This window comes from Bifidobacterium sp. ESL1133 (genome assembly GCF_058107325.1).
In genome coordinates this window covers 205,545-227,346 of sequence record NZ_JBYLUI010000002.1, presented here as the reverse complement: position 1 = coordinate 227,346, position 21,802 = coordinate 205,545, and the positions used below count along the sequence as shown (strand labels likewise).

Genomic DNA, 21,802 nt, shown 5'->3' with positions numbered 1-21,802 from the left:
CGGTGTTCCAGAGCAGCGGAACGGTCACAATCCAGAACGGTCGGTTAGTCCAGAACGGTCAGTCCTTGTGCTGGGGCAGGCGAATCATGGCCTCCTGGTTCATGGCGGCCACCAGTCGGCCGTCTTGGGAATATACTTTCGCGGTGCCGATTGCGCGTCCGTGCCCAGCAACCGGAGCATCCTGGACGTAGAGGTGCCACTCATTCATGTTGATGTCGTCGTACCACCACATGGCGTGGTCGATGGACGCATAGAAGATTCCCGGTGTGGAGATGGACAGGCCCGCGCGGCGCAAATCCGGCTCCATCATGATTTGGTCGCATTCAAATGCCAGCAGCGCCCGGTGCATGGTCTGCGAGGCCTCAATAGGAGAGGCGAGGCGGGTCCATACCATTTGTTGGCCGCTGTCGGCGTCATGGCTCTGCTTGTCTGGAGCCAGCATCACTGTGCTGCCGATGTGACGGATGTCGAACGGTGACTGTTCTGCGTAATACCTGGCAAACGGCACTTTTGCCGCATAGGGTGCCATGAGTTCCTGTGCACTGGTCAGGCTCTCGGGATCGGGCAATTGCTCGGGCATGGCATCGTGGAACTCGACACCGCGTTGACCGGTCTGCTGGAAGCTGGCCATGGCGGTGAACAGCGTGGCATCCTGCTGTGTGGCTGTGATACGGCGCGTGGAGAAGGACTTGCCGTCACGCAACGTCTCTACATCAAACAGGGTGTCTTGGTCGAGGCGACCGGTGGTGAGAAAATACTCATGAATCGAGTTCGGCACCTTGCCGTCTTCCACGGTTTTGGCTGCGGCCATCACTGCCTGTGCGCTCAGTTGACCGCCATAGATGCGCTCAGTAGGGTAGTAGAGGCTGGATCCTGTCATGTATGAATGGGTACGGTCCTGACTGGGCTCACCCAGCGTGAGTGCTTCGACGGTGCTGCGCACTACGTCTTGCATGGTTTGATCAGCCATCATGCTCCTTCTGCAAAATATCGTGTTATGAATTCTAGCAACAGATGCCGCCCTGTTGATTGCAGCCTGGGCGCTCCATGCACGACAAGTCAAGTACGTGACGTGTCATGCCCATGGGGACGGAAGAGGATATGAGAAGCGGCACCACTGGTGAGCAATGGTGCCGCTTGCATATCAATGCGCTGGGTGCTGCAGGTGTGATCTCAACGCGTGAGCTTGCGGTGGATGCGATGGGGGTGGTTGGCCTCTTCTCCCAGACGCTTGACCTTGTCGTCCTGATAGGCTTGGAAGTTGCCTTCGAACCAGTGCCAGTGAGCCGGGTTCTCGTCGTCGCCCTCCCACGCCAGGATATGCGTGGCGATACGGTCAAGGAACCAGCGGTCGTGGCTGATCACCACAGCGCAGCCGGGGAACTCGATAAGTGCGTTTTCCAGGCTTTCCAACGTTTCCACATCCAAATCGTTGGTGGGCTCATCAAGCAGCAGCAGGTTGCCGCCCTGCTTGAGAGTCAGCGCCAGATTCAGGCGGTTACGTTCGCCGCCGGAGAGCACGCCGGTCAGCTTCTGCTGGTCGGAACCTTTGAAACCGAAACTTGCCACGTACGCACGGGTGGGTACTTCCACGCCGGCTACCTCGATGAAGTCGTTGCCGTCCGAGACTGCCTCCCACAGGTTCTTGTTCGGATCCAAGCCTTCGCGCCCCTGATCCACGTACGAGATCTTGACGGTTTCGCCGACTTTTAAGGAGCCGCTGGTCAGCTGCTCAAGTCCCACAATGGTCTTGAACAGGGTGGATTTGCCCACGCCGTTGGGACCGATGATGCCTACGATGCCGTTGCGCGGCAGAGTGAAGGAGAGGTCGTCGATGAGCACGCGATCGCCGAACGCCTTGTGGATGTGTTCAGCTTCCAGTACGTCCGAGCCCAAGCGCGGGCCGGCTGGAATCACGATCTCGGAGAAGTCAAGCTTCTTGTTGTTCTGCGCCTCGGTCTCCATCTGGTCGTAGCGTTCCAGACGTGCCTTGTTCTTGGCCTGACGCGCCTTGGGGGAGCTGCGCACCCATTCCAACTCGTTCTTGAGCCGCTTGGCCATCTTGGCGTCCTTGGCGCCTTGGATCTCCATGCGCTTCTCTTTGGTTTCCAAGTAGGTGGTGTAGTTGCCCTTGTACGGGTAGAGCTGGCCTCGATCCACCTCGCAGATCCACTCCGCCACGTTGTCCATGAAGTAGCGGTCGTGTGTGACGGCGATGACGGCGCCGGGGTAATTGTGCAGGAACTGCTCCAGCCACAGAATCGACTCGGCGTCCAAGTGGTTGGTGGGCTCGTCGAGCAGCAGCAGGTCGGGTGCTTCGAGGAGCAGGCGGCACAGAGCCACACGGCGACGTTCGCCGCCGGAGCACACGTTCACCGGGGTGTCGGGGTCGGGGCACTGCAGGGCATCCATGGCCTGTTCGAGCTGTGAGTCCAGATCCCAGCCGTTGGCGGCATCGATGTCTTCCTGCAGCTGGCCCATCTCGGCCATGAGTGCATCGTAGTCCGCGTCCGGATCGGCCATCTCTTCGCCGATCTGATTGAAGCGCGTCACCTTGTCGGCGATGTCGCCGAAGGCCATCTTGATGTTCTCTCCCACGGTCTTGCTCTCGTCCAGCGGTGGTTCCTGCTGGAGGATACCCACCGTGTAGCCCGGGGTCAGGCTCGCCTCTCCGTTGGAGACGGTCTCCTGGCCGGCCATGATCTTCAGCAGGGTGGACTTACCCATGCCGTTGGGACCCACCACGCCGATTTTCGCTCCCGGCAGGAAGCTCAGGGTGACGTTGTCGAGAATGACGCGATCGCCGTACGCCTTGCGGGCGTTGATCATCTGGTATACGAATTCAGCCAAATCTGTTCCTTAAATTCTTGTGTTTCGGTTGTTCACCGCACCTCATGGTATAGGCCGATTCTCGCATGCCAAGGCGACAGTGAAACTTATGTTCACGTCGGTTGAGAACGGTACGCTCGTGGGTGGAACCCATGGTCTATGCGATCGGTATGAATGCCGAACGTGTGAGGAGGCGCGTCGTGGAGAAAGCGGATGCTACACAGGGTGCTGAGCGCACCAGCGTTCTGGAAGCCGGGATCGACAGTGCACTCGATTATGTGCGAGAGATTCGTGCGTTCACCCGTGAGCTGGATGAGCGGCTTCAGGCCGGATTGCGTCCGTATGGACTGTCGTGCGTGCAGGGGGATGCGTTGATGGCCATATCGCAGCTGCAGCCGTGCGCCCTCAAGGAGCTTTCCGAGCATTGCATAGCTGAGTCGGGGCATCCGAGTCGTCTGGTGGCACGGATGAAGGAACGCGGATTGGTGCACGTGGAACGTTCTCGAGAAGATGCGCGCACCATGCAGATCAGTTTGACGCCGTTGGGTGAGGACATGGCCAGGAAGGCGTTCGCGGTGAGGGACGATATTGCCTCCTGTCTCTCTGTGGACGCAGCGCAGATGGAGATGGGGCTGGAGCATGTGCGGCAGCTGAGGCGCGACTTGAAACGCGGGTGACGGAACTGCGCCAGGTACTCATTGTCTGCTCGGCGGCGTTTGACTGGGCGGGGCAGAGTATGCGGATCTGGGCTCCGTCGTGTGTGCAAGAGGGAAGATGCGGGTGGGAGGATTCTTGTCAGAAAGATGACATGTCATGTATTGTTGCTAGCGTATTGCGTGACATGTCATGTATTTTAGGGCGGTTCTTGCAGCCGCAGCCGCGCGTCGACCATTCATGGGCATCGCGCGCGGTCACCACGATATACGGAGAAGGAACAATGAACATACTCGTCATTCAAGGATCGCCGGACCACGACAGCTTCAGCAGCGAACTGGCTCAGGCATATACGGAACAGGCCCGGAAGCAGGGGCACAGCGTCGAAACCATTGATCTGAGCCAGGAGCCGGACTTCGACCCGGTGCTGCGCTTCGGCTACCGCAGGCACATGGACGACGAGACGCTGCCCGATCGCTGGCAGGAGCAGATCGCGCGCGCCGACCACCTGTCGTTCTTCTTCCCGGTGTGGTGGGCCGCCGAACCGGCGGTGCTCAAAGGCTGGGTGGATCGCGTCTTCATGCCGCGATTTGCGTATAGCCGAGGATCCGGAGGGCTGCTCGGCGGTCGTACTGCCTCGATCGTGACCAGCTGCCAAGGCCCCGCGTTCTTCTACCGGTTGCCGCTGAACGTGATCTCGCGGTGGAAGCGTCTCATTCTTGGGTTCTGCGGCATCAAACTTAAAGACGCGTACGTGCTGGGCTCGCTTGACTCGGATAAGGACACCGCGCAATACCGCGAGGCCTTCAAGAGCAAAGTGTGCGCCTCGGTACCGGCGGCGCGTTAGGTACAGACATATTCAGTGAACTCCATGCCAGACAGCTCGGTGCGAAGGCCTGCTGCGCGACACGCTCCCGGGAACAACGACGGCCGGTGCTATGTTGAACGTATTGACAGTGCGTTTACAGTTCGGCGGGCGGCGTCCCGAACCGGTTCGGAGCTTGGCGGAAGAGGTGTGCATGGCTTGGAATTGCAGCGATATGGCAGATTGGGAAGCGCCGCATATCGGCGCGTCGCCCAAGGTTGACTGCGTGCCGAGCCCGGTGGACGGTTCGCCGGGGATCGCAGACTCTCAAACGCGAGTGCCAGGCGAGGCGCTCGCCATAGAGAATCCGCTCGGCTCCACCATGGCGCGGGTGCCGGCCCTGTTGGAAAAGACCTCTGGGGTGGTGCTGCAGGGAAGGCGTCTGCGTTCGTTTGCCTACACCACCGATGCTGCGGTGATTCGCAACACCAACGCCGATGCCATTCTGGCGGTTTACCCGTTCACCGGGCAGCCGGTCATCGCCCAGGCGTTGCTCACTGTGGCCCAGGCGCCGATGTTCGTCGGAGTGGGTGGTGGCACCACCACCGGGTCTCGCGTGGTGGAGCTTGCCGTATTTGCCGAGATGCAGGGCGTGGCCGGCGTGGTGCTCAACGCCCCGGCGCCTCCTGAGACCGTGCGCGAGGTGGCCATGTCGGTGAACATACCGGTGATGGCGACCGTGCTGGACTGCGACGATGACGTGGTGCTCAAAGTCGAGGCCGGAGCGAAGATACTGAATGTGGCGGCAGGCAGGCGCACGCCGCAGGTGGTGGAGCGCATCAAGGAACGGTTCCCCGAAGTGCCGTTGGTGGCAAGCTCCGGAGGGTCGGAGGAATCCATCAGGGCGACCATCGCAGCCGGGGCCAACGCGCTGTCGTGGACGCCGCCGAGCGCGCAGGAGCTGCAAAAGTCAATGATGGCGCAGTATCGCAACGGGGAAACGGCTCATCAGCAGACTCAGCCAAGCGTTGTGCCACAGGAGAAATAAGAGCGAATTCACACCGTTGGTTGTGGGGGCTGGCTGTTACAATGGCACTTCCACAGGAAGCCGGGAAGATAGACAAGTACGGCTTCATTTTTTGAAAGGCTATTGTGCCGAACCGTTACTCGAACGAGGCAGACAACGCTGCCGTTTTTCCGGAAGATGTAGAAGATACCCGTCAGTCGCGCAGCACCGGACGCGCCGCTGATGTCAACCGACACCATGAGGATGTTGACGAACAGCAACCCCCCACCTTTGCCCAGCTCGGTGTGCCAGGGCCGCTGGTGAGCGTTTTGGCACGCGATGGCAAGACCCGAGCGTTCCCCATTCAGGCCGACACGTTGGAGGATTCGCTGGCTGGACGCGACATTCTTGGGCGAGGCGAGACCGGTTCCGGTAAAACCCTTGCCTTCACCATTCCGCTCGTGGCCCGGCTTTCCGGTGAGATGGGCACGTTCGATGAGCTGGATGCCGCAGAAGATGGGCGTGAAGACGACTTCGATGTCGAGCGCGATGCGCGAGGCAATCGCAGCGCCCACACGCAAGCGCGCGACCAGCGTCGTGTCAATGGCCGGGTTCCGGCTCCGCGCGCCATGGTACTGGCACCCACCCGTGAACTGGTGAACCAGATTGACGAAGTGATTACACCGCTGGCCGCCGCCTACCGGATGAGCACCGCCACTATCTACGGTGGCGTCAAATACAGCCGGCAGATTGCGCAGCTGCGTGCGGGGGCTGACATTATCGTGGCATGCCCGGGTCGTCTTGAGGATTTGCTCAAGCAAGGCGAGCTCACCTTGGACAGCGTTGAAGTCTCCGTGCTTGACGAGGCCGATGAAATGGCTGACATGGGCTTCTTGCCGGCCGTCTCCCGTCTGCTTGAACAGGTGCGGCCCAACGGTCAGCGCATGCTCTTCTCCGCCACGCTTGACCACGGTGTCGATAAGGTCGTCAAGCGATTCCTTCATCATGCAAAGGTGCACGAGGTCGATTCCGCCACTTCGCAGGTGGATACCATGACCCACCATGTCTTCGAGGTTTCCCAAGGCAACAAATACGAGGTGATTCGCGAGCTGGCCAGCGGTCTGGGCAAGCGCATTCTCTTCACGCGTACCAAATATCAGGCCAAGAACATGGCTGCCAAGCTTGTCAAGGAAGGCATCCCCGCAGTTGATTTGCAGGGTAACCTTTCCCAGAACCAGCGCGATCGCCACCTGGCGGCCTTCACGTCCGGTGAAGTGCGTGTGCTGGTTGCCACCGATGTCGCGGCCCGCGGTATCGACGTCAGCGACGTGACATTGGTGGTGCAGACCGAGCCGCCGGAGGACCCGAAGTCGTTCCTGCACCGTTCCGGCCGTACCGCGCGTGCCGGTGAGTCCGGAGATGTGGTCACGTTGGTGCTGCCGCAGCAGCGCCGCGATGCCCGCCAGATGCTCCACCGTGCAGGTATCAAAGCCAAGAGCCATGAGATTGTTCCCGGGGCAGCTGAACTTGAGAAGCTGGTAGGGGAGCACGCACCGCTGGTCGAAGGCTGGACGCTTACCGTGCCGGTAGTCAACAAGAAGGCCGGTCGTACCGGACGTGGCGGTAGGAACCGCAACGCTTCGCGCGGTGCCAACGGGCGTCGTGGCGAGGGGCGGCGCGATGGTCGTTCCATGCGTGAATCACGTGAGGGGCGTGACGGTAGGAACCGGGACGAGTACCGTGGTGAGCGGCGTTCTCGTGACAGGTTTGACGACAATCAGCCGTTCGAAGGTCGCAGCAACCGCAAGGATCAGCGCGATCGCCGGGAACGCAGCGGTTATCAGGATCGCGGTGGTCATGGTGGTCGCAGGAGCGAAGGTTTTGAAGAGCGTGGTGGTTCGCGTCGCGGACGTGAGTCAGGCCGCGACCGTCGCTATGATGGCGGACGAGATGGCGGCAACCCGCGTTATGGTGAACGTTCCGGGCGCGATAATGGTGGAAGGTCGTCTGGCCGTTCCCGCAGCAACGGCGATGGCTCTCGTCAAGCCAATGGATTCCGTAAGGGCAAGGGTAAAGGCAAACGTAATTCCACGCCCTTCCGCAGAGCCCGCTAATCGCTAGCGCGCAATGCAGTGAGCTGTGGCATATATCGCCATCTGGCAACGATATATGCCTCAGTTCACTGTATCTGCTTGAGTCTCCGGTGTTCAGATGTCGTCATGCCGGAACCGCATGCCGCAGCTGGCAGGAGAGCACACCGTTCACCGGTACATCTACTTTTTCAATACTTCGGCCACATAGTCGCCATATCCTTGTGCGGCCATCTGTTCCACTGGCACAAACCGCAATGAGGCGGAATTCATGCAGTACCGCAAACCGCCCCGCTCGGCCGGTCCGTCGTTGAACACGTGACCCAAATGAATCTGCGTGGCAGCGGTGCGAATCTCCGTGCGCGGCCTGCCGGCAATAGAGTCGTCGTGGTGTTCGGTGAGTGACGAACCGTCGATGGGCTTGGAGAAGGCGGGCCAACCGCAGCCGGCGTCGAACTTGTCGTTGGAGAGGAACAGTGGCTCTCCGCTTACCACGTCCACATAGATGCCGGGCTCGAACGTCTGGTCGTACTCGTTGTCGAATGGACGTTCGGTGGCGGCATGCTGCGTGACGGCATACTGTTCGCAATCGAGGGCGAACACCTGATCGATGTCCTGCTGGCGGCGGCGTACATTCATGATCTTCGGCAGTGAGATATGACAGTATCCGCCGGGATTCTTATCCAGGTAATCCTGATGGTACCCCTCGGCCGGGTAGAAGTTGCGCAGAGGCTCGACCAGCACTGCACTATCTCTCTGTTCGAGGTATTCGAGGCGTTGCTTTGCTTCGTTGAAGACGGACTGCTGCGAGTCGTCGGTGAAGAACATGCCGCTGCGGTACTGGCGGCCGGTGTCGTTGCCTTGCTGATCGATCGAGAATGGGTCAATGACATCAAGGAACAGCAAAGCAAGGGTATGCAGCGTAACCTGAGAGGGGTCGAAAGTTACCTTGACTGTTTCCGCGGCGTCGGTGGTGCCGTCGCACACCTGCTCGTAGCTGGGTGATTCCACACGAGACTGCGCGTACCCTACCTGGGTGTCTGTGACCCCGTCCACGCCTTGCAGGTAGCGTTCCAGACCCCAGAAGCATCCGCCGGCAAAGTAGGCCGTCTCGGTGTCATTCGCGTGGTGCGCGGAACCATCGGAGGGCGAACCGGTTTCCGGTGCACTGGGTGTCTGTGTGGTTCGTACTTGTGTGTCGCTTACTTGTGTGGCGTCTGCCTGTGTGGACTGTATTGGTGCATCGCGGGTTGATGTATCGTTCTGTTGCGCGTCTTGCTGGGTATTCTCACTGCTCATAGGGCACTCCTTTGTTGGATTATGCCCTTAAGTATGTCACTTGCCGCAGCCCGAGGCCGGGGGATTCTCCTCCAGGCAATGGTGCCGAACCATGGACTGCGGCGTTTTGGCTACTCCAGGTTGGACTGAGTGCCGGCCGTGCCTGCGGTTGATTCCTGCTCACTTTGAGCTTGATCAAGTTTGGCGCGGACGTCGGCGAGCAGCGACTGGGCACGCTTGGCCAGTGCCTCGCCCACTTCCCACTGGCGCATCGACTTGTCGAGGCTCAATCCACCGGCCTCCAATGTCTGCACGGCCTGGATGAGGCGATCACGAGCCTCCTCGTAGGGCAGATTCGCGATTTCATCCTTCTCATCATCCGTTAGGCTGGAAGCGGCTTGAGCTGGGGCCTGCTTCGCTTTCGTTGACTTTGCTGCAGATGTTTTCTTAGAGGATTTCGAGGGCTTGCGTTCGCTGTCGGCGGTTGTGGCTGCGGCTTCGGTATCGCTGAAGAGTTCGTTGTCGGTGATGCTGTCGGCGGTGTTGTCGGTCATGGTTTCTCCTTTAAGTATGTGGTTGAACAGGTTGGTTGAATGAGCTGGTCGGTGCGTGCTCGCTGGCTGGTGTGGTCAGTCGTGTTCGTTGATGGCAGTGGCCTGAGCCACCACGTTGCCGTGTTTGAGCGTTAAGGTCAGCGAATCGCCGAGGTTCACGCGATCGGCGCTGTCAAGTACATGACCGTCTTGGCTCTGCACCACGGCATACCCACGGTTGAGTGTGGATTGTGGGCTCAGAGCGTTCAAGCTGGAGTAGAGTTTTTCGACAGTCAACTCCCCGTCGTCAACAATACGCGTCAGCCCTATGTGCATGCGTTGGACGGCTTGCTCAACGAATCGTTCATGCGGTTCGAGCATGGTTTGCGGTCGGGTCAGGCTTGGCCTACTGGCATACCCTTCGATGAGCCGGGTCTCGTTCTCCACGCGTGCGTTGACGCGCATCCGCATCTGCGAGATGGCGCTTGATACCAGTTGCCACTGTTCGCGTACGTCGGGTACCACTTTCTTGGCGGCATCGGTGGGAGTGGATGCGCGCAGGTCTGCGGCCAGGTCGATGAGGGTCCAGTCGTCTTCATGGCCCACGGCGGAGATGATGGGTGTGGTGCACGCCGCGGTGGTGCGCACCACGGTTTCGTCCGAGAAACCGATAAGATCCTCGAAGCTGCCGCCGCCTCTCGCCACGATGATGACATCCACGTTCGGATCGCTGTCGAGCTTGCGGATGGCGGCACTGACCTCGGCCGGGCACTGGGCACCCTGCACATGGGCGTGCACCACGTTGAACTCAACCGCCGGCCAGCGCAGGTTCACATTGGTGATGACGTCACCTTCCGCCCTGGCCTGGGGGGCGCAGATGAGGCCGATGCATTTGGGAAACTCGGGTAGGGGGACCTTGTTTTCGGCATCGAACAACCCTTCGCCTTTGAGTTTTTTGCGCAGCTTGTCAATCTGTGTCTTCAGGTCGCCGGCACCGATGCGGCGTATGTCGTCGGCCACGAAGCTCAATCGGGTGGCTTTTACCCAGATGTCCGGTCTTCCGTGAATCACCACACGGTCACCTTGGTGGAACTGCTTGGCCATGGCGACGAATTTGCTGAATCCCATGACCGATATGGAAATCTCTTCGAAGCTGTCGCGCAAAGTGATGTAACCGGAGCTGGGGCGTCGCATGTTGATTTCGACGATTTGCCCTTCGATCCAGGCGCCGGGCCATTTGGTGACGGCATTATGGAATTTCTGGCTGAGCACGCTCACCGGCCACGGGTTTTCGGCTGTGGTGTCTCTGGCCAAGCGGGGAAGCTGGTCCAAGGTTCTGGGGGTGTTTGAATCGAGGCTTGGCTGCGCCGTGGTGTTGGCGGTCCCGGCCGCCGGAGGTACATTCGTCTCGTAGGTCATGCCTCCACAATCCTCTGTGCAACGGACAAGTTGACTCATGGTTGATATGGTGCGTGAACAGTGTGGTGAACGCCTCATGTGACCGGTTTTTGCACATGAAATTCGACACTTTCACACGACATGCCGTAAGCTAAATTTCTGTCATGGCTGTGAGCCGCGCCATAGTGCCAAAAATACTATATCTGGGTGGTTGGTAAGCAAAAATACCCATATCTCGTGGTGATGAGGTGCACTATAGTGATGGAGGTAACACACCAATATCGCCTGAAATCCTTGCGGAAAAGGGCGAACAACGAGCATGGAGTGGGGTAGACATGGAGTCTCAGGTTCTTGAAACGCCGGTGGCGTCGCGAGTCGCATCGAAGACGGTTCTGGTGGAGAAGCGTGATGGGCGAGTTGTGGAGTTCGACCCGCTCAACATCATGGCTGCCGTAAAGTCGGCCTTCAAGGATTTGGATAAGGAGTTCGGCCCGCAAGAGGAGCAGCTGACTCGAGACCTGGCATACCAGGTCTCCAGCGAAATCAAGGGGCGTTATACCGGCCCGGCCAAAATTGAGGATATTCAGGGTCTTGTGGAGCACGGACTGGTGGAAGATCACCTCTACGACGTGGCTCGCGCCTACACCAACTATCGTTTGAACAAAGACATTGACCGGGCCAAGGCCACTGATATCAACGAGGCGGTCAATCGTCTGGTCAACAAAGACGAGACGCTGGTGCGTGAGAACGCGAACAAGGATTCCAACGTCTACGCCACTCAGCGAGACCTGCTTGCGGGTGCGGTTTCCAAAGCTTCGGCGTTCTCCATGCTGCCGGACGCGGTTTCCAACGCTCATATGAAGGGCGACATTCACTTCCATGATGCTGACTATTCGCCTTTTACGGCGATGAGCAACTGCTCGCTGCCCAACTTCGGTGACATGCTCAAGAATGGTTTTGAATTGGGCAACGCCATGATGGACAGCCCCAAATCCATCGGTACCGCTGCTACTCAGATCACCCAGATCATCAAGGACATCGCCGGCGACCAGTACGGTGGGCAGACGGTGAACCGTGCTGACGAGATGCTTGCGCCTTACGCACAGAAGGATTATGACAAGCACCTGCGTATGGCGCACGCCTTGATTCCCGATTCCATGTCCCAAGCTGTCGCGCAAGACATGGTGGACGGGCTTAAGGCTCAGGAGGCCGCCAATCTGCACTTCGAGAACCGCGAGCCGTTGCCACAGGATGAGCCGTTCCATAAGGACGCTCCTAGGCTTGAGCAGATTCGTGAGATCTATGCCAAGATCATGACCCGCAAGGCCATCTATGACGCCATGCAGACCATGGAGTACCAGATTAACTCCAACCGCGTCTCCAATGGGCAAACGCCGTTCGTCACCGTTGGGTTTGGCTTGGGCACCTCGTGGTTCTCCCGCGAGATTCAGCGTGCCATCTTCCTCAACCGCATTCGCGGACTGGGCAAAGACCGCCACACCGCCATCTTCCCCAAGTTGGTGTTCACCGTCAAGCGCGGGCTCAACTCCGCCGTCGGCGACCCGAACTACGACATGAAGCAGCTGGCGTTGGAATGCTCCACCAAGCGCATGTACCCCGACATTGTCTTCTACGAGAACATCGTCAAGATCACCGGTTCCTTCAAGGCGCCGATGGGCTGCCGTTCCTTCCTTCAGGGCTGGATTAACCCTCAAACCGGGGAAGACGAAGAGGACGGGCGTATGAACCTGGGCGTCGTCACCGTCAATGTTCCGCGCATTGCGCTGGAATCAAGGGGTGACAAGAATCGGTTCTGGAAACTGTTCGATGAACGCATGAAGGTGGCTCATGAAGCGTTGCAATTCCGCATCATGCGCTGCAAGCAGGCTACACCGGTCAATGCCCCCACGCTCTTCCGCTATGGTGCTTTTGGGCGGTTGGGGCCGGACGACAACGTCGATGAGCTGTTCAAGAACTCGCGCTCCACAGTATCGCTGGGGTATATTGGCCTGTATGAAGCCACTGCCGTGTTCTATGGCAAAGACTGGATGACCGACCACACATGGGATCCGGATGGCAAGGAATTTGCGCTTTCCATCGTGCGCCGCATGAACGAGCTGTGCAAGGATTGGGAGCGTGAGGAAGGCTATCACTATTCCGTGTATTCCACACCTGCCGAATCGCTTACCGACCGGTTCAATCGCATGGATCGTGAAAAGTTCGGGAATGTGGCCGGTGTGACGGATCATGACTTCTACACCAACTCCTTCCACTATCCCGTCTGGCTGCAGCCCACCCCCATGGAGAAGCTCGACTATGAGAAGGACTTCCCTTACCTGGCCTCCGGTGGCTTCATCAACTATTGCGAGTTCCCGTCCATGCAATCCAACCCCAAGGCGCTGGAATCAGTGTGGGACTATGCCCACAACATCGGTATCGGGTATCTGGGCACGAACACCCCCATCGACCACTGCTTCATCTGCGGGTTCGAGGGCGACTTCGCGCCGACCGAAGAAGGTTTCAAATGCCCCGAGTGCGGCAACACCGACCCTGACCAGTGCAACGTCACCAAGCGCACCTGCGGTTACTTGGGCAACCCGGTGCAGCGGCCGATGGTGCACGGGCGACACGAGGAAATCGCCCACAGGGTCAAACATATGAGTGGAGAGACCGGTCACGTGGTGCTCGCCGACGGCAGCAACCGTGAGTGGTATGAGGAAACGAAGTAGTGGCGCTGCGTGATTTTGCTGCGACCGACGAGCACAGGGGGCCCTCGATTCCCAGCCCCCTGGTCAACAACCCGAAAGCGGGGCAGTGGCGCAGTGAGCAGATGAGTCGGGGGATGGTCGCCGACTACAAACGGTTTCTGATGACCGACGGCGAAGGCATACGTTGTTCGATTTATGTTTCGGGTTGCCCGTTTCACTGTGTGGAATGTTTTAACGAGTCGTTGTGGAACTTCCAAGCCGGCCATCCCTATACGCAAGATTTGGAAGAGCGCATCATCGCCGACTTGCGCAACGATTTCGTGCAAGGCATCACTTTCCTCGGTGGGGAGCCGCTGCTCAACACCGGCATGTTGTTGCAATTGGCGCGCCGCATACGCCGCGAATTCGGACACGACAAAGATATCTGGTGCTGGACGGGGTACACGTGGGAAGAACTGATGCGTCCCGGGGAGAGCGAAGACAAGCTCGAACTGCTGCAGGAAGTGGACGTGCTGGTCGATGGGCGCTACTTGAAGGACGAGCACGACTCGCTGCTGCAGTTCCGAGGCTCTCGTAACCAGCGTATCCTCGATGTGCCTCAGTCGCTGCAGAGAGGCCATGCGGTGTCTTGGAGCAGGCTCCATGATCAGGAGCGGTTCATTCCTGAAGTGTACGGCAAGGATCGTGCCTCGGGCGAAGGGTCTGCGAGCTGAACCACCGTACTGCCAGCAACGGTGCCGCGGTGAGGTGCGTGGGTACGGGCAGTGGTGCTAGATGTGGTGCTGTGGCGTTGGCCGCGGTGCCGGCCGCGGTGCGGCAGCCTTGGTTGTGATGCCGCAGTGCGGTGCGTGGCATCGAAGGTGTCGAAAGTGTAGCATGTGTCACATTTTGAGTGCGGCATCAAAGCAATGCATGTCAACGCCTGTCTGTCAAGAGATGGGTGTCACACAATCCAATTCTGTGATGTTAATCACTCGAAGTATGTCATTTTTGGGCAGGTCTGTGAGCTAACCTACATGGTAACAAGTTTCGGTTCCGCGTTTCGGCGACAATACGCTGAAATGTAAGCCCACGTTGAGCAAGAGGTGCACCAATGGCTGAAGCGAGAGAAGCGGCAGAAGCAGGCGGCAACGACGCCCCGCTCAGAGTCGGGCTCGACATAGGCTCGACCACGGTGAAGGCTGTCGTGCTGGACGGCAGCGACGACCTCAATCAATCCCTGTTTTCGGACTACCGCAGGCACAATGCCAATGTGCGGGCTACGGTCACCGGTCTGTTGCAAGACGTACGTGAGCAGCTTGAGGCCCAGGGTGAAGGAGACAGGCCGGTGCGACTGGCCATCACCGGCTCTGGCGGACTGGGACTGGCCGACGACCTCAACGTGCCGTTCGTGCAGGAAGTCATCGCCGAGACCCGGGCGATCGACGAGGTGCACCCCGAAGCCGACGTCATCATTGAGCTGGGTGGCGAGGACGCAAAGATCACCTATTTGAAGCCCACTCCGGAACAGCGTATGAACGGTTCGTGCGCGGGCGGCACCGGTGCCTTCATCGACCAGATGTCCACGTTGCTTGACACTGATGCCTCTGGTCTGAACGATATGGCCAAGGAATACCAGGTGTTGTATCCCATCGCCTCAAGGTGCGGCGTCTTTGCCAAATCCGACCTGCAGCCGCTCATCAACGACGGTGCCAAAAAGCCTGACTTGGCGGCGTCCATCTTCACTGCCGTAGCCACTCAGACCATCGGCGGATTGGCTTCGGGGCGTCCCATCCATGGCAATGTGGTATTCCTGGGCGGTCCGCTGTTCTTCCTCTCTGAGCTGCGCGAAGCCTTCGCCAGAGCGCTCGAAGGTAAGGTCGACCACTTCATCAATCCTGAGAACGCCCACCTGTATGTGGCCTATGGTTCCGCTCTCATTGCCGGAGACGACCCGGAAGAAGACGATTCGAACGAGGGCAAGACGTTTGCCGACCGCACCTGTGCTGACATTCTTAGCGATTTGGAGTCGCTCAAGAACCGACAGGTCAACACCGCCACCATGCCCCCATTGTTCAAGAGCGAAGAGGAGCGTAATAATTTCAATGAGCGCCATCATCGTGAACAGGTGAAGGTGGGAACGCTCGAAGGTGCCAGTGGACCTCATTTTCTGGGTATCGACGCGGGAAGCACCACCATCAAGGCGACATTGGTGAACGATGACCGTGAGATTGTCTGGTCGTCCTACGCAACCAACGAAGGCAACCCGTTGGATGCGGCCATTGAAATCGTGCGCAAAATACAGCGTGAACTGCCTGCCGAAGCTTATATCGCCCGTAGTTGTGCCACCGGATATGGCGAAGGCCTGATCACCACTGGTCTGCACCTGGACGAGGGTGTGGTGGAAACCATGGCGCACTATCGCGGTGCTGAAATCGTGAGTCCGGGCGTCACTTCCGTCATCGACATCGGCGGCCAGGATATGAAGTACTTGGCCATCAACGATGGGGTGATTGACTCCATCTCGGTCAATGAGGCCTGCTCGTCGGGCTGCGGCTCGTTCCTGCAAACCTTTGCACAATCCATGGGACTGACTATTCAGGAGTTCACGCAGGCCGCGCTTAATTCCGACCATCCGGTCGATCTGGGGTCGCGCTGTACCGTGTTTATGAACTCTTCGGTCAAGCAGGCGCAGAAGGAAGGCGCCAGTGTGGAGAACATTGCGGCCGGCCTGTGCTATTCCGTGGTGCGCAACGCCCTGTACAAGGTCATCAAGCTGCGCGACTCCGGTCAGCTGGGGGATACCATCGAAGTGCAAGGCGGTACGTTCCTCAACGATGCGGTGCTGCGTGCGTTCGAGCTGCTCACCGAGCGTGAGGTGACCCGGCCGAACATCGCCGGACTGATGGGAGCCTACGGTGCCGCCCTCACCGCGCGTATGCACTACGCTGACGCCTACGATTCCGGGGAGTCTCAATCGCACACCGTTTCCGCTCTCATCTCGGGTGAGGAACTCGACAACCTGTCGATGACCTCCGAGCGAGACGTGTGCAAACTGTGTCAGAACCGCTGCAAACTCACCATCACCACCTTCCAGGACGGTTCGCGCTATGTGACCGGCAACCGGTGCGAGCGGGGCGGCGACTCGAACAAGCAGCGCAGCGACCGGCCGAATCTCTACGACTACAAATACAAGCGCGCCTTTGCCTACCGCCGGCTTACGGACAAGAAGGCCACGCGCGGCGAAATCGGCATTCCGCGCGTGCTCAACATCTACGAAAACTACCCCTTCTGGTTCACGCTGCTTACCTCATTGGGGTTCAAAGTACGCATCTCCGGACGCAGCACACACGAGATGTTCCAGACCGGCATCGAATCCATTGCCTCGGAGAACATCTGCTATCCGGCGAAGATGGTGCACGGCCACATCAAGTGGCTGCTTGACCACAATGTGAACACCATCTTCTATCCGTGCGTCTCCTACGAGGAAGACCTGGTAGAGAACGCTGACAACCATTACAACTGCCCGGTGGTCGCCAACTACCCGGTGGTGGTGGGTGCCAACATGCCCGAGCTGCGCGAGGAGGGCGTGCGTTACATGCGCCCCTACTTCAATCTGGCCGATCATGAGCTGATGGTGGATCGCATCGTCGAAGAGTTCGCCTGGGCTCACGTGACCCGTGAGGAAGCGCAGAAAGCCGTCACCGCAGCCTATGGTGAAGACAAGATTTTCAAGCACGATGTGCAGCAGGAGGGTCTGCGCGCGCTGGCGTACATGAAGGAACACGACTGCCGTGGCATCGTGCTGGCAGGCCGCCCCTACCACGTTGATCCGGAGATCAACCATGGTATTCCCGAGACGATTTGTTCGCTGGGCATGGTGGTGCTTTCCGAGGATTCGATCAGTGCATTGCAACCCGGCGAGGATTTGCACTTGAGTGAGTTCCTCGCCGAGGGCGAGTCTGACCCGCGGGCCAAGACCGAGGGCGGTTTCCGCAAGGTCGGGGATCGCAAGGTTACCAAGATGCCGTTGCGAGTCACCAATCAATGGGCCTATCATTCCCGACTGTATGCTGCGGCGAATTTCGTAGCCTCATACCCGGGATTGGAATTGGTGCAACTCAACTCGTTCGGTTGTGGCCTTGATGCCATCACCACCGACCAGGTCAGCGAGATTCTGGCGGACAAGGCCGACGTGTACACGCTGCTCAAAATCGATGAAGTCAGCAATTTGGGTGCTGCCAAGATTCGACTGCGCTCGCTCAAGGCCGCAGTGGAGGAGCGTGAAGCGAACAAGGCAAGACTGGCAAAGGAGGCTGAGGCTGCCGTGAATAGCGATGCAAAGCGTGTGGGTTCGGAGCCGAACCAGGTGCCCGGCGACAATGTTCAAGACGAGCGTCAAGACGATGTGGCCGCCCGTCAGGTGCAGTTGAGCGAGGCCGAAGAGCTCCTCGCACAAGCCAAACAGCAGTTGCAGGAGGCTCAGGAGGCTCTCAAGCAGGCGCAGGCTCTGTCACAGTCCGATGGTGTGCAGCAGACCCACACAGCGGATGCTGATGCCCCGCAAGCTTCCGCTTCCGCACAGCCGGCTTCCGGCGAGTTCCGTAAAACAGGCTCCCAAGCCCCCACGCCCGGTCGTCAGGCCCTGCTTGACTCGGTGATGAAAGCCAATCCCAAACTCACCGAAGCGGTCAAGGAAGCGTCACGCCGCGCCAATGCAGGCGATGCGTCGCCGCAGGCTGGTACGGCAGACCAGAATTCCCGCAATGCCCAGGTCGGGCAGGGGGCGGCCCAGGGAGATGGTGCTCGTAGTGATAACACACCAAGAAAGGCCGAAAAAGGCACCATCAGTGCCTATGCCGAGAAGCGCAAATTCGAAAAGAACATGAGGCGCGACTACACCATCGTCTGCCCGCAGATGAGCCCGGTGCACATGAGTCTGGTGGAGGCTGTGATTCGCTCCGGCGGCTACAAGTTCGATGTGCTCAAGACCGCCGACCATGACGATGTGGAGTTGGGGCTCAAGTATGTGAACAACGATGCCTGCTATCCGGCCATTATGGTGGTCGGTCAACTTGTGGACGCCATCGTCAAGGGCAAGTACGATCCCGACAAGGTGTGCCTGGCCATCACACAGACCGGCGGCATGTGCCGAGCCACCAACTACTTCGGTCTCATCCGCAAGGCGCTCATCGACGCCGGGTACCCGCAAGTACCGGTCATCGCCATTTCCACGCAGGGCATCGAGGACAACCCCGGCTTTACCGCCACTCCACAGTTGCTGTGGCGTGCGGTCAAGGCGCTGGTGATCGGCGACCTGCTGATGAAGTGCCATTACCGTGTGCGGCCCTATGAGGTCGAACCGGGCAGTGCCAACGCTCTCTATGAGATGTGGGATAAGATCGTTCGCCAGACCATCGAGCATCACGGGTACTCCAAGCTTGCGGCGCAAAAGATCGGCAAGGGGTATCTGCCTTATCAACAGCTCGTCAAGGAGATTGTCCGGAGTTTCGACGCGTTGCCGTTGCGCGACATACCGCGCAAGCCGCGCGTGGGCGTGGTAGGAGAGATTCTCGTCAAATACCATCCCGATGCCAACAACCATCTGGTTGATGTGATCGAGGCGCAGGGCTGCGAGGCCGTGGTGCCTGGCATCATGGAATTCATGACCACCGGCCCGTACATCGCGGACTGGAAGGAACACCACTTGGGTATGGGCGGCAACCAGAAAGCCAACGCGACCATGCGCTGGGCTCTGGACCGCATCAATGCTCCGGTGCGTCGTGCCATTGCGCTCGCTCACGGCAAATTCAGCCAAGATACGCCTATGCCCGAGCTGGTGCAGATGGCCAGCGAGGTCACATCCATCGGCGTGCAGGCCGGTGAGGGGTGGCTGCTTACGGGAGAGATTCTGGAGCTCATCAAGTCCGGCTGCCCGAACGTGGTGTGCGCTCAACCGTTCGCCTGCCTGCCCAACCATGTGACCGGTCGTGGCATGTTCGGCAAGATTCGCCGACTTCACCCCGAGGCCAATATTGTCTCCATCGACTATGACCCCGGTGCTTCCGAGGCCAATCAGCTCAACCGCATCAAGCTCATGATCGCTGCGGCCAAGAAGAACGAGCAGCAGATGGCTGCCGTCGACTGATTTGGTGAAAGCCGGTTTGGTGTTGAGTGTTCGGTGGTGAACGTCTGGTATTGAGTGCTCAGCGTTGAACGTTTGGCAGTGAGCGAATGGGTCGGCGGATGTTGATGTCATTCGGCGTCAACTCGCGCCGGCCTCTCCTACGTGCGTCAGCGGTAGCCGTCCCACATCGGTGAGGGGAGGAGCTGGGGTTCGTAGGTGTCCCACATCTGTCTCAGGTCGCTGCCCGGAGTGTGCAGCCAGCGCAACTGCAGGCCGTCCATCATACTGAATCCGGCGATGAGCAGCCGGTCTGTGTCCACCCCCTCGGGAGCGTTCCAGGATATGTCTCGCATGACGCTGAATCCGAGCTGCTCGCGGTTCATGAAGTATTCGTGTGCCGGGTGATCGGGATCCACGGCCTCGGCGTTGAGCGTGGAAAACATCTGCACATGGTGAGGCCGTTCGGCGTTCAGGTCGATGATCGATCTGAACATGCGGCTTATCGAAGGGGCATTCACGTGAGTCAGCGCTCGCAGGATCTCCATGGAGGTGTCGTCATACCCTTCGCACAGTGCCGCGGTGAGAAGGTTCTCTTTGCTGCCAAAATGGTACAGCACACCGGCTTTGGTGATACCCACGCCGTCGGCGATGGCCTGCAAGGATGCTCCGTAATAGCCGCGTTTGCCGAATTCGTTGACGGCGATGTTGATAATGGCCGTTCTGGTGCTTGTGGCGGGTGTCGATGGGCGTACGTTGCTGGGCGACATGATGGCTGGCATTCCTTGGTCATTGGAGCGGAACCGATCTTACAGTTACTTATTATCTTCTGATATCTCGACGAATTTCTGACGAAACGGTGATATGAAAAGGTGGGTTGCCCCGGCGAACCCGAAGCAACCCACCTGGTGTGAGGTTAAGGCCGTCTGCCTTACTTCACCTTGCGAATGAACATGATGACCACCGTGCCGATGAGCAGGAACACCACGGCGGCCGGGAAGACGGCCTTGTAGCCGCCGGCGATGCCGATGATGGTGGTGGTGAACCACGGGGCGAGCGCCTGGCCGACGGTGTTGGCCAGGTTGAGGATACCCAGGTCCTTGCCGGCCTCGGCCTGGCTCGGCAGCACGTCCACGTTCAGCGCCTGGTCGACGGACATGTAGCAGCCGTTGCCCAGGCCCGCCAGTGCGGCGTAGAGGTACATGCCGGTGGTGGAGGGGAAGAACCACGGCATCGCGATGCCGACCGCCACCAGCAGGCAGCCGACGGCCACCATGACCTTGCGGCGCTGCAGGAAGTCGGAGAGCGGCCCGGAAAGCACCGAGGCTAGGATGGTGGTGACCAGCGTGATGATGGACATCACCTGTGTGGCCGTGCCGGCGGCCTTGACGGACAGACCGACGTACTTCTCAAGGATGAGCAGCTGATAGCCCGAAATCATGAAGCAGCCGATGACGAAGGCGAGGCGGCCCAGGAGCGCCAGGTAGAAGTCGCCTGCGTTCTTGGTCGGCGGGATGAAGGAGCGCAGGATATCGCCTGCGGAAGTCGCCTTCGTGTTGTGCTCCGCGGACTGCTCGCGAGGCCAGATGATGACGGTGAGCAGTCCGGAGAAGAGGAAGACGAGGGTGCCGATGGTCAGGCCGGTGTTGAGGCTGGTCAGGAAGAAGCCGCCGACGAAGTAGCCCAGCTGCATGCCCACGATCTGGCCCGCGCCGTAGATGGCCGAGAAAGTTCCGCGCACACCCTCGGGGATACGGTCGGACAGCACGGCCACCGCGGGGGCGATGAGGCAGTTGATGCCGACCTGAACGATGCACCAGCCGGTCACGATGAGGGCGAGCGAGCTGGCGTGGGCGGTCAGGAAGTAGCCCGCGGCGCCGATGACGCCGCCGATGACGATCCACGGGGTGCGCTTGCCGATACGGAACTTCGAAATATCGGAGAACGTGCCGAAAATGATGTTGGCAAACAGCGCGAAGATCGAGCTGATGGAGTTCATCGAGCCGATGGCTTGCTCGGCCACGATGTTGGGGTTGTTTGAAAAAGCCTGGGGCAGAAGCACGCCTGAACCCATGGCGAAGGGCAGTGCCCACAGAATCGAGACCATGGCAAAGCCTATGCCGAAGCGGGCTTTGTTGGTGAGTGGTTTACCTGTGTCGGGGGCGAGATCTTTCTCGCCGATCGTTGTTACTGCATCCATGCGGGCCTCCCTGCAATGATGTGTCCGGCATCGTTACCGTACGGTCGGTTAATACTGTAGCATGTGCGGTGTGCCCTTGCATCGCATTTGATAAAATTAATAAAGATTAGTGTTTTTTACGTATGTAAAAATTGTCCGTGTTTTAGGTCTGCAGGAGCCTACAGCGCGGCATATCGTTGCAATGGAGGGGATAATATG

The 21,802-nt window shown here is 59.1% G+C and carries 13 protein-coding genes and 1 pseudogene; 7 read left to right on the top strand and 7 right to left on the bottom strand.

All coding sequences use genetic code 11. The features are described 5' to 3' along the window. Nucleotides 1–58 precede the first annotated feature (58 nt). Nucleotides 59–970, bottom strand: coding sequence for an acyl-CoA thioesterase (locus AC3B5A_RS03085; protein WP_489798759.1), 912 nt, complete (start codon nucleotides 968–970; stop codon nucleotides 59–61). A 203-nt stretch (nucleotides 971–1,173) separates the two neighbouring features. After that, nucleotides 1,174–2,850: an energy-dependent translational throttle protein EttA gene (gene ettA, locus AC3B5A_RS03080; protein ID WP_489798757.1), complete on the bottom strand. Its 1,677-nt coding sequence runs from the start codon at nucleotides 2,848–2,850 to the stop codon at nucleotides 1,174–1,176. 179 nt (nucleotides 2,851–3,029) lie between these two features. Between ettA and AC3B5A_RS03075 the strand changes: the two genes are divergently transcribed. The 4 genes from AC3B5A_RS03075 (at nucleotide 3,030) to AC3B5A_RS03060 (ending at nucleotide 7,408) form a co-directional block, all read left to right on the top strand. Next, complete coding sequence (locus tag AC3B5A_RS03075; protein WP_489798755.1) at nucleotides 3,030–3,506, top strand: MarR family winged helix-turn-helix transcriptional regulator; 477 nt, start codon at nucleotides 3,030–3,032, stop codon at nucleotides 3,504–3,506. Between the two features lie 260 nt (nucleotides 3,507–3,766). Then, nucleotides 3,767–4,330, top strand: coding sequence for an NAD(P)H-dependent oxidoreductase (locus AC3B5A_RS03070; RefSeq protein ID WP_489798754.1), 564 nt, complete (start codon nucleotides 3,767–3,769; stop codon nucleotides 4,328–4,330). A 193-nt stretch (nucleotides 4,331–4,523) separates the two neighbouring features. Beyond that, nucleotides 4,524–5,336 (top strand): dioxygenase, encoded by an 813-nt coding sequence (locus AC3B5A_RS03065; RefSeq protein WP_489798752.1) that lies wholly within the window; start codon nucleotides 4,524–4,526, stop codon nucleotides 5,334–5,336. 104 nt (nucleotides 5,337–5,440) lie between these two features. After that, on the top strand, nucleotides 5,441–7,408 hold the full coding sequence (locus AC3B5A_RS03060) for a DEAD/DEAH box helicase (protein ID WP_489798750.1): 1,968 nt from the start codon (nucleotides 5,441–5,443) through the stop codon (nucleotides 7,406–7,408). A 159-nt stretch (nucleotides 7,409–7,567) separates the two neighbouring features. Here AC3B5A_RS03060 and msrA read toward each other — a convergent pair whose 3' ends face one another. From msrA to xseA, 3 genes and pseudogenes are all read right to left on the bottom strand, one after another. Next, on the bottom strand, nucleotides 7,568–8,683 hold the full coding sequence (msrA, locus tag AC3B5A_RS03055; RefSeq protein WP_489798748.1) for a peptide-methionine (S)-S-oxide reductase MsrA: 1,116 nt from the start codon (nucleotides 8,681–8,683) through the stop codon (nucleotides 7,568–7,570). Nucleotides 8,684–8,793: 110 nt separating this feature from the next. Beyond that, nucleotides 8,794–9,057, bottom strand: a pseudogene (locus AC3B5A_RS03050) (exodeoxyribonuclease VII small subunit); the annotation flags it as partial. A 234-nt stretch (nucleotides 9,058–9,291) separates the two neighbouring features. After that, nucleotides 9,292–10,614 carry an exodeoxyribonuclease VII large subunit gene (gene xseA / locus AC3B5A_RS03045; protein ID WP_489798964.1) on the bottom strand — a complete coding sequence of 441 codons (1,323 nt, stop codon included), beginning with the start codon at nucleotides 10,612–10,614 and terminating at the stop codon, nucleotides 9,292–9,294. A gap of 314 nt (nucleotides 10,615–10,928) precedes the next feature. On the opposite strand from xseA, the gene nrdD reads away from it, so the two are divergent. The 3 genes from nrdD to AC3B5A_RS03030 all read left to right on the top strand — a co-directional run bounded on the left by nrdD (nucleotide 10,929) and on the right by AC3B5A_RS03030 (nucleotide 19,428). Further along, nucleotides 10,929–13,322, top strand: coding sequence for an anaerobic ribonucleoside-triphosphate reductase (nrdD, locus tag AC3B5A_RS03040; RefSeq protein ID WP_489798746.1), 2,394 nt, complete (start codon nucleotides 10,929–10,931; stop codon nucleotides 13,320–13,322). Then, nucleotides 13,322–14,014, top strand: coding sequence for an anaerobic ribonucleoside-triphosphate reductase activating protein (nrdG, locus tag AC3B5A_RS03035; protein WP_489798744.1), 693 nt, complete (start codon nucleotides 13,322–13,324; stop codon nucleotides 14,012–14,014). Before nrdD ends, nrdG begins: the two co-directional genes overlap by 1 nt. A 380-nt stretch (nucleotides 14,015–14,394) precedes the next feature. Then, nucleotides 14,395–19,428, top strand: a complete 5,034-nt coding sequence (locus tag AC3B5A_RS03030) for an acyl-CoA dehydratase activase-related protein (protein WP_489798742.1) — start codon at nucleotides 14,395–14,397, stop codon at nucleotides 19,426–19,428. 146 nt (nucleotides 19,429–19,574) lie between these two features. Here the strand turns inward: AC3B5A_RS03030 and AC3B5A_RS03025 are convergent, their stop codons facing one another. Together AC3B5A_RS03025 and AC3B5A_RS03020 are read right to left on the bottom strand one after the other, a co-directional pair. Further along, the gene (locus AC3B5A_RS03025; RefSeq protein WP_489798740.1) at nucleotides 19,575–20,174 is read right to left on the bottom strand and encodes a TetR/AcrR family transcriptional regulator; all 600 of its coding nucleotides are present in this window, start codon (nucleotides 20,172–20,174) and stop codon (nucleotides 19,575–19,577) included. Between the two features lie 161 nt (nucleotides 20,175–20,335). Beyond that, complete coding sequence (locus AC3B5A_RS03020; protein ID WP_489798738.1) at nucleotides 20,336–21,604, bottom strand: MFS transporter; 1,269 nt, start codon at nucleotides 21,602–21,604, stop codon at nucleotides 20,336–20,338. Nucleotides 21,605–21,802 lie beyond the last annotated feature (198 nt).